The sequence below is a fragment of the Actinacidiphila sp. bgisy160 genome (assembly GCF_057707815.1).
Genome location: NZ_JBYIQW010000014.1, coordinates 49,887 through 62,749, shown reverse-complemented (window position 1 = coordinate 62,749; position 12,863 = coordinate 49,887). Strand labels below are relative to the sequence as shown.

General features: G+C 73.9%; 11 protein-coding genes. 7 read left to right on the top strand and 4 right to left on the bottom strand.

Annotated features, from left to right (window positions below; all coding sequences use genetic code 11):
- Nucleotides 1–108: 108 nt before the first annotated feature.
- Entirely contained in the window at nucleotides 109–870 is a 762-nt protein-coding gene (locus AC3EUJ_RS14445; RefSeq protein ID WP_431961665.1) for a GNAT family N-acetyltransferase, read from the bottom strand.
- A 180-nt stretch (nucleotides 871–1,050) separates the two neighbouring features.
- Between AC3EUJ_RS14445 and AC3EUJ_RS14440 the strand changes: the two genes are divergently transcribed.
- The 3 genes from AC3EUJ_RS14440 (at nucleotide 1,051) to AC3EUJ_RS14430 (ending at nucleotide 3,960) form a co-directional block, all read left to right on the top strand.
- Nucleotides 1,051–1,494 carry a VOC family protein gene (locus AC3EUJ_RS14440; protein WP_431961594.1) on the top strand — a complete coding sequence of 148 codons (444 nt, stop codon included), beginning with the start codon at nucleotides 1,051–1,053 and terminating at the stop codon, nucleotides 1,492–1,494.
- 158 nt (nucleotides 1,495–1,652) lie between these two features.
- Nucleotides 1,653–3,107 carry a dihydrolipoyl dehydrogenase family protein gene (locus AC3EUJ_RS14435; protein ID WP_431961593.1) on the top strand — a complete coding sequence of 485 codons (1,455 nt, stop codon included), beginning with the start codon at nucleotides 1,653–1,655 and terminating at the stop codon, nucleotides 3,105–3,107.
- Nucleotides 3,108–3,759: 652 nt separating this feature from the next.
- Nucleotides 3,760–3,960: a helix-turn-helix domain-containing protein gene (locus AC3EUJ_RS14430; protein ID WP_431961592.1), complete on the top strand. Its 201-nt coding sequence runs from the start codon at nucleotides 3,760–3,762 to the stop codon at nucleotides 3,958–3,960.
- Between the two features lie 477 nt (nucleotides 3,961–4,437).
- Here AC3EUJ_RS14430 and AC3EUJ_RS14425 read toward each other — a convergent pair whose 3' ends face one another.
- Nucleotides 4,438–4,890 (bottom strand): universal stress protein, encoded by a 453-nt coding sequence (locus AC3EUJ_RS14425; protein WP_431961591.1) that lies wholly within the window; start codon nucleotides 4,888–4,890, stop codon nucleotides 4,438–4,440.
- 140 nt (nucleotides 4,891–5,030) lie between these two features.
- Between AC3EUJ_RS14425 and AC3EUJ_RS14420 the strand changes: the two genes are divergently transcribed.
- The 3 genes from AC3EUJ_RS14420 (at nucleotide 5,031) to AC3EUJ_RS14410 (ending at nucleotide 8,931) form a co-directional block, all read left to right on the top strand.
- Complete coding sequence (locus tag AC3EUJ_RS14420; protein WP_431961590.1) at nucleotides 5,031–5,807, top strand: SGNH hydrolase domain-containing protein; 777 nt, start codon at nucleotides 5,031–5,033, stop codon at nucleotides 5,805–5,807.
- Nucleotides 5,808–5,855: 48 nt separating this feature from the next.
- A complete protein-coding gene (locus AC3EUJ_RS14415) occupies nucleotides 5,856–6,713 on the top strand; it encodes a hypothetical protein (RefSeq protein ID WP_431961589.1) in 858 nt (285 codons plus the stop codon).
- Between the two features lie 484 nt (nucleotides 6,714–7,197).
- The gene (locus tag AC3EUJ_RS14410) at nucleotides 7,198–8,931 is read left to right on the top strand and encodes an MFS transporter (protein WP_431961588.1); all 1,734 of its coding nucleotides are present in this window, start codon (nucleotides 7,198–7,200) and stop codon (nucleotides 8,929–8,931) included.
- Nucleotides 8,932–8,996: 65 nt separating this feature from the next.
- On the opposite strand, the gene AC3EUJ_RS14405 is transcribed toward AC3EUJ_RS14410, so the two are convergent.
- Entirely contained in the window at nucleotides 8,997–9,983 is a 987-nt protein-coding gene (locus tag AC3EUJ_RS14405) for an ArsR/SmtB family transcription factor (RefSeq protein WP_431961587.1), read from the bottom strand.
- A 211-nt stretch (nucleotides 9,984–10,194) separates the two neighbouring features.
- Here AC3EUJ_RS14405 and AC3EUJ_RS14400 point away from each other — a divergent pair, with 211 nt between their 5' ends.
- The gene (locus AC3EUJ_RS14400) at nucleotides 10,195–11,565 is read left to right on the top strand and encodes an alpha/beta fold hydrolase (RefSeq protein ID WP_431961586.1); all 1,371 of its coding nucleotides are present in this window, start codon (nucleotides 10,195–10,197) and stop codon (nucleotides 11,563–11,565) included.
- Between the two features lie 254 nt (nucleotides 11,566–11,819).
- Here AC3EUJ_RS14400 and gap read toward each other — a convergent pair whose 3' ends face one another.
- Nucleotides 11,820–12,818, bottom strand: coding sequence for a type I glyceraldehyde-3-phosphate dehydrogenase (gene gap, locus AC3EUJ_RS14395; protein WP_431961585.1), 999 nt, complete (start codon nucleotides 12,816–12,818; stop codon nucleotides 11,820–11,822).
- Nucleotides 12,819–12,863: the final 45 nt, after the last annotated feature.

Genomic DNA, 12,863 nt, shown 5'->3' with positions numbered 1-12,863 from the left:
GGTTGATGCGCCGTTGCTGTCGCCGTCGTCGTGGATGCGCCATGTGAAGATCCGTCACCGTGACCCCTGTGAGCGGCGGCGACGCCCGCCGGGCCACCGGGCGCGGGGTCAGCCCGCGGGGGTGAGGTACGTCCACGTCTCCACGAGCCGGAAGCCCAGGGACTCGTAGAGGGGGCGGGACATGGGGGAGTTCTGCGTGACCGCGTGGCGGGCCCCGGACGCGACGGCGTCCCGGAGCCGGGCCGTGACGAGCGCGCGGTAGTAACCGTTGCCCCGGTGACGGGGCGGCACGGAGCCGTTGAACATCCCCACGTGGCCGCCGACCAGGACGTTGAACCCGGTCGCGACGGCTTCGCCGGCCACGTCGAGGGTGAACGCGGTCATGCCGGGGGCGTCGAGGAGCGCGGGCAGGGCGAACGCGTCCGCGATCTCCCCGGGCATGCCGAATCCCGCCGCGAGCGCGGCGGAGTACCGTCCGGAGTCCTCCCCGCTGAGCTTGCGCACCGTGCCGTCCGCGGGCAGCGCGGCGGGCAGCCCGGGAAGCGATGCCGCGTCCCACGCCAGCAGGGGGAGCCTGGTGGTGGACGTGAGGCCGAACCGGGCCGCCAGCGTCGTCAGCTCCGGGTCGGCCTCGCCGCGGACCTGCATGCTCCAGGGCAGCCCTGTCGCGGACAGCTCCTCGGCGAGGGACCCGGTCTCCCGGGGGTCCTGTCCCGGACCGGTGCGGACCGTGTTGAGAAGGGCCACCGGGAGGCCGGTGCACACCAGTCGCCCGCCCTTGGGGCCCTGCCGCGTGAACGCGCCGGGCAGGAAGTCCGTCAGCCGCTCCATGGCCCCGTCCAGGGCGTCCACCGCGGCACTGCTGATCATCTCGGTCACGCCCCGGAGGATACCCGGACCCGCCTGTGCGGCCACGCGGCCGCCCGCGCCTCGGACCTGGGCACGCGGCGGCACGCCCGGGAGGCGTCACCGCCTTGACAGGTTACGAATCGCTAGGCCATGCTCGTCACCAGTCAAAGCGGTGACGTTATGCAGAACTGGGAGAACTCGATGGATCTGAAGCTTGAGGTTGTGGTGCTGCCCGTGTCCGACGTGGACCGGGCGAAGGACTTCTACGCGGCGCTGGGCTTCCGGCTGGACGTCGACTACGTCGGCGACGACGGCTACCGCGTCGTCCACTTCACGCCGGAGGGATCCGGGGCCTCGATCCTCTTCGGTGACGGCGTGACCACGGCCGCCCCTGGCTCCGTGCAGGGCCTCCACCTGATCGTCGAGGACATCGTGGCGGCCCGCGCGGAGCTGGCCGCCCGCGGCGTCGACATCAGCGAGGTCTTCCACGACGCGGGCGGCGTCTTCCACCACGCCGGTGAGACCGCCCGGGTCGCCGGCCCGCACCCGAAGCGCGCCAGCTACGGCTCCTTCGCGACCTTCACGGACCCGGACGGCAACGGCTGGGCGCTCCAGGAGGTCACGGAGCGCCTGCCGGGTCGCTGACCCCGCCCGCCCTCCCCGCCTCCCCCCGACGACCGACCCTCCCCCCGGTCCCCCGCGGTGCCGCGGATCCCCCTACGCGGCACCGCGGGCCGTGACCGGGTCTCCTCCCGCCCCTTTGGAAGCAGGCCATGAAGTCCGACGAAATGACGGGTCAAGCGATGAGCGGCACTTCCCGGGAATACGACGTCGTCGTCATCGGCGGCGGCCCGGTCGGCGAGAACGTCGCCGACCGGACGAGTGCCGCCGGACTGGCCACGGTGCTCGTGGAGGGCGAACTGCTCGGCGGCGAGTGCTCGTTCTGGGCGTGCGAGCCCAGCAAGGCACTGCTGCGGCCCGTGGTGGCACGGGCCGACGCCCGCCGCATACCCGGCCTGAGGAACGCGGTCGCCGGACCGCTGGACGTGGCCGAGGTCCTCGCCCACCGCGACCGGCTCTCCGCGAACTGGAAGGACGACGACCAGGTCGAGTGGCTGGACTCCGTATCCGTCGACCTGGTGCGCGGTCACGGCCGCCTGGACGGCCCCCGGCAGGTGGTGGTGGACACGCCGGACGGCGGTGCGGTCCGGCTGACCGCGCGGCACGCCGTCGTCGTCGCCACCGGGACGACGACGCTGCTCCCGGATCTGCCGGGGCTCGCCGACGTCCGTCCGTGGACCAACCGCGAGGCGACGAGCGCCCACGCGGTGCCGGGCCGGCTGGTCGTGGTCGGGGGAGGCGTCGTCGCCGTCGAGATGGCCACCGCGTGGCGGGCGCTGGGCTCCGAGGTGACCATGCTGGTCCGGGGGAGCGGCGGACTGCTGGCCCGGATGGAGCCGTTCGCCGGGGAGATGGTCGCCGACGCCCTGCGCGAGGCCGGTGTGGACGTACGCCTCGGTGCCTCCGTGGCCTCCGTGGCGCGCGAGGACGGCCCGGACGGCCCGGTGCGCGTCACGCTGGCGGACGGCGGGACGGTGCTCGCCGACGAGATACTCCTCGCGACCGGCCGCGCCCCGCGCACCACGGACCTCGGCCTGGAGACGGTCGGCCTGACCCCCGGCGACTGGCTGACCGTGGACGACACGTTCCAGGTGACGGCCGTCGCCGAGGGCTGGCTGTACGCGGCGGGCGACGTCAACCACCGCGCCCTGATGACGCACCAGGGGAAATACCAGGCGCGCATCGCGGGTGCGGTGATCGGCGCGCGGGCCAAGGGTGAGCCCGTCGACGACCGCAGGTGGGGCGCGCACGTCGCGACCGCCGACACCGATGCCGTGCCGCAGGTCGTCTTCACCGACCCCGAGATCGCCTCCGTCGGCCTGACGACCCGCGAGGCACAGGCGGCGGGACGCCGCGTGGACGTCGTGGACTACGACATCGGCCGGCTCGCCGGGGCCGTCCAGTACGCCGAGGACTACCGGGGCAAGGCCCGCGTCCTCATCGACCCGGACCGCGGCACGGTGGTCGGCGTCACCTTCGTCGGCCCGGGAGTGCAGGAGTTGCTCTACTCGGCGACCGTCGCCGTCGCCGGGGAGATCCCGGTGGACCGGCTGTGGCACGCCGTCCCGGCGTTCCCGACGATCAGCGAGGTCTGGCTGCGTGTGCTGGAGACCTACCGGGACATGCGCAAGGCCTGACGCCGCACCGGAGTGACCCGGGGTGAGCGGTGGCGGCGCCGCCCGCTGGCCGCACTGAGCCATCCGTGAGGTGCGCCGGGGCACGCACCCTACCGGTCCTCACCGGGAGAGTTGTCGAACGTGCGACGCTCCGCGGACGGGGGCGGGCACCTCCCCGTGAGGCGGGGCCAGGACGACAGGGCTTACCAGGCCGGCGGAGGCCCATCAAGCCACGCGATCGCGGGGCATGACAGCACCGTCCGTCCCCTGTGTGCTGGGGCCAGGCAACACCCGAGACGACGGCCCGGCCACGACGAGGTGATCCCCATGAACCCCGACCCCGCACTGCCGTACGGCGCACACCACACGCACCGGCGCGCCCACCCTCGCCGCCGGGCGCGCCCGAGCGGGCTCCTGGCCTGCGTGCGCGCGCCCTGGACGGTCGTCCGGACGTTTGCCTGGACGTTCGCCTGGCCGGTCGTAGGGCCGGTCCACGAGTGGGCGGCCCGCGGCCCGGCCCGCAGGTGCCGCGCCGCGGGCCCGGAGCCCGCGCCGGCCTGAGGACCGGCGCGGGCGCCGTGGCCGGGGCGGGAGGCGGTACCCGTCGCCTCCCGCCCCGGACCCCCGCTCAGCGGGTCGCCGGGTCCAGCTGGACGGAGTTCATCAGCCTTCCGTGGACCAACTCGTCGCCGTGCCCGCCGAACGGACCCTGCTGACCCTGCCGGCCTCGGGGCTCACGGACACGGCGATAGCCCGTACCCGGGGCTGGAGCACACGCACCACCCAGCGCCGCATTCACCGGCTCACGACCGAACTCGGCGCGGCCACCCGCTTCCAGACCGGACTCGCGGCGGCCCGGCGCGGCTGGTTGTGAGCCCCGACGGCGCGCGCCGGCCACCCCGCGCCGCGGCGTGTTCGACATCGCGGCTGTCCAGGCCCGCGCGCACCCCGGCGGCTGGACCAAGGCGCTGACCGAGGGTTACGCGGACCGGGTCCTGGCCCGGGTCGCCCGCCACGCCTCCGACCTGCCCGGGAAGGTGCTCGCCTGGGACACCGTCACTCCCGCCGACCTTGTGGGCCACAACCCCGACGCGGTGTCAGGCGACCCCTGCGGAGGCTCCGCTGAAATCGACCAGAGCCTCCTGCGGCGCCCGCTGCCCGGCGCCTCCCGGCACGCCACACCCGTCCCCCGGCTGTGGCACATCCGCGCCTCCGCCCACCCGGCCCCGGCCTCGGCGGCTCGGGACACCTCGCCGCGCGGCGGCTCATCCGCGGCACCCGGCGGCGCGGCCGCCGCTGACCCGGGCCCACCCGTCCGGCCCGCCGGAGCCGGACGGGGCGACCCGGCTGGTCAGGCGGCTGAGCCGTCGCCCTCGGCCCGCTCCTCGGGGACGAGCAGCACCGCGATGCGGCTGGTGTGGGCGACGGCGTCGCTGACACGGGGGTTGAAGAGGGCCGCGAACGAACCCCGGTGGTGGGGGCTGAGGACCAGGAGGTCTGCCTTGAACTGCTCCGCCGCGGCGGAGATCGCACGGGCGACCTCCTGCGTGGTCACGTCGCGGACGAGCTCACCGTCGGCCTCCTCGACGCCCATGCCGCGCAGCGTGGCGACGGCCTCGTCGACCACCGCGCCGGCGGCCGAGTCCTCCTCCAGGTCCATGACGGTGTCGAAGGCGACCGTCGAGGCGAGCACGTGCACGACGTGCACCGCGGCGCCGGTAAGCCGGGCCATGTCCCCGGCCGTGCGCAGGACGGTCTGGCGGGAGGGGCTCGAGTCGACGGCAACCAGGATGCGCTGGTACATGGATACCTTTTCTCTTCTTCCAGGGCTGAACAGGGTTCGCGGACTCAGTGGAGGCCCGCGCTGGTGGGGCATCCCTGACCAGCGCTGTCGTATGGCGTGAATATTCCGTTCACAGTGTGCGCCGACCGGCGGGGCCGTCCGTGGCGGAGCCCTCGTGCCCGGTCTCTGCCGTACCCTCCGCCCCGCCAGCCGGGCAGCTTCGCGGCGAGCACCTCGACCGGGGCGATGACGGGCGGCACGGGCAGGAGTTCGTCGCCGAGGGCCTCGATGCGCTGCGCACGGCCGGGCGGACCTTGCCCTGCCGCACCTCGGCGGGACGTGCCGGGACGGTCGCAGCGGCTGGTGCCTGGCCGAGCGTGTCGCCCTTGCGCCTGTCGCGCTGCACCCAGCGTCTCCCCGAGGCGACAAAGGACCCGGTCCGCCGGACCGCCGTGCGCCAGGCCGCCCGCGCGGGCGGCGTAACCGTCATCGACCCCGAGCCCTGGCTTTGCGCCCCGGACGGCACCTGCCGCGTCGCGGTCGGCAACGTCTTCGTGTACCGCGACGACAGCCACATCGCCGACGCCTATGCCGAAGCCCTCGCCCCTGTCCTGGCCCCTCGGCTCACACCACTTCTCTCCCATTCCGGACGGCAGGCCAGGCACTATTTCAACAGCCGGCACCACACAGCGGCGGCACGTTTCCTGAGTGGCATCGTCGACCCATGTCGCCACCATCCGGCCATCCGCATCCTTCTGGCTCGCGCCTATTACCACCTGCTCGGCCGTGCGCTCGAGCGGCTGGGACGCGACTCGGAGGCCGCCGCCCACCTGGCGGCACGGCGACGCGATGACAGCCTGGGACCTCATCGTCGTCCGATCCAGGCCGCGCACCGCCCTACTGCGATCCGGTCCGCACGGAACCGGCTGCCCGGGTGACACGTCACACCTGCAGGGCCCGAGGGGGCCGCTGCAGGGGGAGGCGTCATGAGACCGATCGTGCTGGTGGGAGTCATCTGCCTGTTCCTGGGATCCGTCGGATGCGGAGCGCGGACGGTGTCCGCGACGGACGACAGCGGTGCGGCCGCCGCACGCATGCGGGAGGTCGCCAAGGCCTGGGAGGGTTCGGCGGCGGCGCGATCGTGGCGGGAGGGCTTCTACCCGCTGGAGGACATGGTCCGCCTCCCGGACAACGCGTTCCGCACCGAAGCCGACAAGCGGGCCTACCTCACGCGGAACTTCGAGCACCGCGGAGCGTTTCCCCGAACCGGGCGTGAGGGCCGCATCCGCTGGGCGGACGGGACGTCGCGCCGCGTCACACCGATGACCGCGCAGCAGGCCTACGACCAGTTCAACGAGGGGCCGGAAGACCGCGCGGCCCTGCTCACCGTCACGAAGGCCGCATTCGGCGAGATGACCCTGCTCACCAGCCGCGGCGAGGCGCGCGTTCCCGCCTGGCACTTCACGCTCGACGGCTACGACACCCCGCTGGTGCGCGCCGCGATCGACCCCGCGAGGCTGCCGCGCGCGCCGATCGCCGCCCTGTCCCAGGCCACCGATGCCGGGATGCCGTTGCAAGGACTGCGCAAGGTCGCCGAGGACGGCCGGAATGTCACCGTCCTGGCCGGGCACGGTGCCTGTGACGACGGTCCGGCCGTGGAAGTGCTGGAGACCCGCGACAGCGTGGTGCTCCACGCGACGGTCCGTGGCGGGAGCGACAGCCCGTGCACCGCGCAACTGCTCTCCGACCCGGTCACCGTCCACCTGGACCGGCCGCTGGGCGGGCGGATCCTGCTCGACGCCTTCACCGGCGGGCCCGTGGCGCTCGTCGGCGGCAGGCGGTAGCTCCCGGTTCCGGCCCTCCTGGCCCTCCCGTATGAAGTGATCGTGCCCGGCAGCGGGGCGCCGTCGCCGGCGAGGGCGGCTGCCGCGGAGCCGAACCCGGCGGCAAGAGCGGCGGCCGCCACGAGACCGATCGCTGCCCGGGAGACGGATCTGCTGACGGGACGTCTCAGCAACGTTTCCTTGTCGGGTGTCGGGTGTCGGTGTCGGGTGTCTGTAGGGGTGCGCCGCCCTGGGCGCACCCCTACCGGCAACCCGGGCACCCGCACCGCCCCGCACAGGAAGATCTCAGAGAGATCACAGAATGGGCTGCTGAGACCCAAGGGGCCCGATCACGTTGGTGCTAAAGTCGAACAATCCAGTCAAAAGCGTGTTTTGTGACTTCCGGGTGACGGAATAGTTGCCTTGGCATACGGGGTTGCACGTCAGGTACGCCGCACGCACGACCACCACCACGGTCCCGACCTCTGCCCGGAGGCCCCGCCCCATGACGCTCACGACGACCGACCTGCCCGCCCGGAGAGCCAGTGGGGCGGTCGTCCCGGTACTCGCCTTCGCGGGCATCGTTGTCGCGGTCATGCAAACCCTGCTCGTGCCGGTCATCAAGGACCTGCCGCAGCTGCTGCACACGGCCCCGAGCAACGCGACCTGGGTGCTGACCTCCACCCTGCTCTCGGGCGCCGTGGCCACCCCGATCATGGGCCGCCTCGGCGACCTCTACGGCAAGCGCCGCATGCTGATCGGCAGCCTCTCGGTCATGGTGGTGGGAGCCGTGATCAGCGCCGCCACCAGCCAGCTGCTCACCATGATCGTGGGCCGTACGCTGCAGGGCTTCGCCATGGGCGCCATCCCGCTCGGCATCGGGCTGATGCGCGACATGCTGCCGCGTGAGCGGCTGGGCTCGGCGATGGCCCTGATGAGCTCCTCCATCGGCGTCGGCGGCGGTCTCGCGCTGCCCGGCGCGGCGCTGATCGCCCAGCACGCGAACTGGCACGCGCTCTTCTACGCCGCGGCCGCTCTCGGCGTGCTCGCCATCGTCCTCGCCCTGGCCGTCGTGCCCGAGTCCCCGATGCGTGCGAAGGGCTCCTTCGACCTGCTCGGCGCGCTCGGCCTGTCCGCCGGCCTGGTCCTGTTCCTCCTGCCGATCACCAAGGGCAGCGACTGGGGCTGGTCCTCCGGCACCACGCTCGGACTGTTCGGCGCCTCCGCCGTCGTCCTGCTGCTGTGGGGCGTGATGGAACTGCGGGTGAAGGCCCCGCTGGTCGACCTGCGCACGACCGCCCGCCGTGAAGTGCTGCTCACCAACCTGGCCTCGATCATGGTCGGGGTCAGCTTCTACGTCGTCTCGCTGGTCCTGCCCCAGCTGCTCCAGTTGCCCGCCGCCACCGGCTACGGCCTCGGCCAGTCCATGCTCGTCGCCGGTCTGGCGGTGGCCCCGCTCGGCCTGACGATGATGTTCACCGCCCCCGTCTACGCCCGCCTGTCCGCCCGCTTCGGCCCGAAGATCACGCTGATCACCGGCCTGCTGGTGATCGGCGCCGGCTACGGCGGCGGCATCGGCCTGATGGACGCCGTCTGGCAGACGGTCCTCACCTCGGTGATCCTCGGCGCCGGCATCGGCCTGGCGTACTCCTCGCTGCCGGCGCTCATCGTCAGCGCGGTGCCGCCCTCCGAGACGGGCGCCGCCAACGGCCTCAACACCCTGATGCGCTCCGTCGGCACCTCGGTGTCCAGCGCCGTGATCGGCATGGTCCTCGCCAACAGCGCGCAGCACGTGAACGGCGTCGCCCTCCCGACCATGCACGGGTTCCGCCTCTCGTTCCTCATCGCCACGGGCGCCGTCCTCGTCGGCCTGCTGCTCGCCGTCGGCCTGCCCGGCCGGCGGACCGGCCTGCGGGTGCGCGCGGGCGGCGAGGAGGAAGCCGGCCTGGCGCGTGCGGAGCAGGTCCTGCGCGGCTTCCGGGGCCGGGTCGTGGGCGCCGGGGGCGCCCCGGTCGCCCGTGCCAAGGTCACCCTGATCGACCGCCGCGGCCGGCAGGCCGGCGCGGCGCTCTCCGCGGAGGACGGCAGCTACGCGCTCGCCGTCCCGGCCGGGGGCGCGTACGTGCTGGCCGCGCGCGCGGCGGGGCACGGCCCCCTCGCCTCGGCGGCCACGCACGCCGGCGACGAGCGGCTGGTCGATCTCGACCTGGCCCTGCCCGCCGAGACCGTCACAGCCTGATCGCCGGCCCCTGGTCCGCCCCGCGGCGGGCGGGGGGTTTCCGGGACCGCCGGGGGGCGCCGGGGTCAGCCCCTGCCCGTCAGCCGCGATCCGGCGGGCGTACGCCGGTACAGCACCGTCCGGCCCGACCGCGAGCGGGACACGAGACCGGCCCGGTGCAGCACGCCCAGGTGGTACGAGACCGTGGCGGCACTGAGGAAGTGACGCGCCGCGAGCTGCGTGGTGGACGCCGGCCGCGCCAGCGCGCCGAGCAGCCCCGCGCGGGTGGGGCCCAGCAGGCCCGCCAGCTCGGCGGAAGGGGGTACCGGCGCGGCCGGCCTGTTCCGTACCGGGTAGGCGACCATCGGCGGCCGCCGTCCGCCCCGCACCGGATCCACGGCCACGCCCGGTGCCCCCGCCACCAGCGACGGCACCACGATCACCAGGGGCGCGGCGATCCCCACCGAGAACCGGCTCTCGACGCGCAGCGTGCCGCCGGTCCACCGGATCCCGGGGTGCAGCGAGTTGAACATCCCGGCGGCTCCTTGCCGGGCCAGCACGCCGGCGCACCGGTCGACCTCCGCGTCGAGCGCGGCCTTGGCGTCGGGCCAGTGCGGGGCGAACGCGAGCTCCCAGTACCGCCGCAGCTCCTCCGCGACCTGCCGGGCGACGTGCCCGCCGCCCCGCGCCATCGCCCGCCGGACCCCGGGCGGCAGCTCCGATCCGGCCAGCCCGTTGCGGGGCCGGCCGTCGCGCAGCGCCTCCAACTCGCCCAGGACACGCCCGGGCGGTGTGGCCCGCACGCGCTCCAGCTCCTCCTCGACGGTGGGGGAGGGCCCGGACGGATGCGGGCTGAGGAAGTCCGGTAAGTAGCCGCTCCCGTCGAGCGCGAGCTCCGACAGCAGCGGCAGCCGCGCACGGCGCAGTACGCGACGGGCCCGCGTCACCCAAGGATCGGCCTCCGGACCGGGGCGCAGGCCCCACGGCAGCAACGTCGCCGCGACCTCGTGCAGCGGTGAGACGGCGAAGTGGGAACGGGCCAACCCGGCCGCGTCCACGGTGAGTTCTATCATCCTGCTCCCTGCCGTCCGGTAACCCGGATTCCTTCGAACGTGCTCGAATCGTGGCACGGACTCTCGCCGTGGCGAGCCCCCTTGGCGCAGTCTGATGGCCGACGGACGGCAGGGTCACAGACGACGCCGGAGGGCGGGGGTGCGTGCGATGCGGGCGAAGCGCGGGGCCGGGAAGGCACGGGGGACGCGGAGGTCCGGAGCACGGGCGGCGGTGGCACTGGCCGCCGCCGGCCTGCTGATGGTGTCGGGCACCTGTACGTCGTCCGCGCAGGGCCGGGGCACCGCGGGGCCGGCCGGGGAGAGCGGGGGGCTCTCCGGCACCGCGGCCTGCCCCGGCCTGGACGGCTTCAGCTGCGCCACGCTGACGGTCCCGCTCGACCACAGCGGTGCGGTGCGCGGCCGGCTGGGCCTGAAGGTCGCCATGGGGGACAACGTGGACGCCCCCAAGGGCGTCCTGCTGTTCCTGACCGGTGGCCCCGGGCAGCCCGGCGTCCCCTTCGTGGAAGGGATCGGCAAGGCCATGGCGCCGGTGCTGAAGGACTACCGACTCGTCATGATCGACCAGCGCGGCACCGGTGGGACCGCGCTGCAATGCCCCGGGCTGCAGGAGCAGATGGGGGCGTCCGACCTCACACCGCCCACCGCGGACGCGGTGCGGGACTGCGCCGCGGCCATCGGCCCGAACCGCCGCTTCTACGCCACCGGCGACACGGTCGCCGACCTGGAACTGCTGCGGCGTGCGCTGGGCGTACGGAAGATGACCCTCGACGGGGTCTCGTACGGCACGTACACCGCCGAACGGTACGCCCTCGCCCACCCCGGGCGCGTGGCCCGGATGGTGCTGGACTCGGTGGTGCCGCAGACCGGTTACGATCCGATGGACCTCGCCGCCATGCGGGCCGCGCCGCGCGTGCTGAGGCAGGCCTGCGAGAGCATCGGCTGCACCACGGACCCGGCGGCGGACCTGGCCGAGGTCGTGGCAACCTACGGCAACGGGGTCGACGTCCTGGACGCGATCACCACATGGGAGTTCGTCGACCCGGACTACGCGGACATGATCGACGCCCTCCACCAGGCCGCCGAGGGCGCCCCCGGACTGCTGAACGGCCTCATCCAGGGCACACGGCAGGGAAACGCGGCGTCCGCTGAGGAACTCAGCCAGGGACTCCACGCGGCGACGCTGTGCCTCGACGGCCATTACCCCTGGGGCCGGTCCGACGCCCCGGTCGCCGGCCGCCGGGACGCGCTGGAGAAGGCGGCCGGCGAACTCACCCCGGCCGACCACGGCCCCTTCGACGCCGCCACGGCGACGGGCCTCGGCTCCATGCTCAGCTGCCTCGACTGGCCCCGCACCCCGGCCCCGCCGCTGCCCGCCGCCCACCGCCGCCTCCCCGGCGTCCCGGTGCTGCTGCTCGGCGGCGACCGGGACCTGTCGACGCCCCTGGAATGGCTCTACGACCAGAAGAAGCTGACCCCGCATGCCGAGGTCGTCGTGGTCCACGGCGCCGCCCACTCCGTCCAGAGCCGCGCGACGAGCGACGAGGGCCGCCAGGCGGTCCACGACTTCCTCCTCGGACGCTGAGCCCGAGGTGGCCCGTGGGACGCTCCGGGGAGAGGAGCCCCGGGGCGTCCCACGGTGGCAGCTCAACCTCCGAGCGGCTTCATCGCCGGAGACGACGGGTGAGGCGACGCTCACGGAGGACTGCCGCGTGGCCTCGGCGGGGACTTCGCCGACGACTCCGAACACCACCAGGCACAGACCGGCACCAAGAGCCCCCGACCACCGCGGGGCCGGCGGCGACGGGGCCGGCACGTGCTGCCGGCCCCGCCCGGTGGTCAGCCGCGGGCGAGGAGTTCGAGGGTGTCGACGACGCGGTTGGAGAAGCCCCACTCGTTGTCGTACCAGGCCACCACCTTGATGTGGCGGCCGTCGACCCGGGTGAGGGCGGCGTCGAAGATGGACGAGGCCGGGTGACCGGTGATGTCGCTGGAGACCAGCGGCTCGGTGGCGTAGTCGAGGATGCCCTTCAGCTTGCCGTCGGCGGCGGCCCGGTAGGCGTCCAGCACCTGCTCGCGGGTGACGTCGCGGGAGACCGTGGTGTTGAGCTCCACGATCGAGCCCACCGGCACGGGGACCCTGATGGAGTCGCCCGAGAGCTTGCCGTCGAGCTTCGGCAGCACCTTGCCGATGGCCTTGGCGGCACCGGTGGTGGTGGGCACGATGTTCACGCCGGCGGCGCGGGCGCGGCGCATGTCGCGGTGCGGGCCGTCCTGGAGGTTCTGCTCCTGGGTGTAGGCGTGCACCGTGGTCATGAACCCGTGCTCGATGCCGGCCAGGTCGTCCAGCACCGACGCGAGCGGGGCCAGGGCGTTCGTGGTGCACGAGGCGTTCGACACGATGACGTGCCGGGCCGGGTCGTACTCCTCGGTGTTGACGCCGTAGGCGAGGGTGACGTCGGCGCCGTCGGAGGGGGCGCTCACCAGGACCCGCTCGGCACCGGCGGTCAGGTGCGCGCGGGCGGCGTCGGCCGAGGTGAAGCGCCCGGTGGACTCCAGCACGATGTCGACTCCGAGCTCTGCCCAGGGCAGTTTGGCCGGCTCGCGCTCGGCGAGCACCTTGATCCGGCGGCCGTCGACGACCAGATCGGAGCCGTCCGCCTCGACGGTGCGGCCGAGCCGGCCGAGCGAGCTGTCGAACTTGAGCAGGTGCGCGAGGGACTCCGGTGCGGTGAGGTCGTTGACGGCGACCACCTCGAGGTCGCTGCCGCGCTCGACGAGGGCGCGCAGGGTGTTGCGCCCGATGCGGCCGAATCCGTTGACGGCGATGCGGGTCATGGAGGTTTCCTTTCGTTGCCGCCTCCATGGTCGGCATTGGGGCGC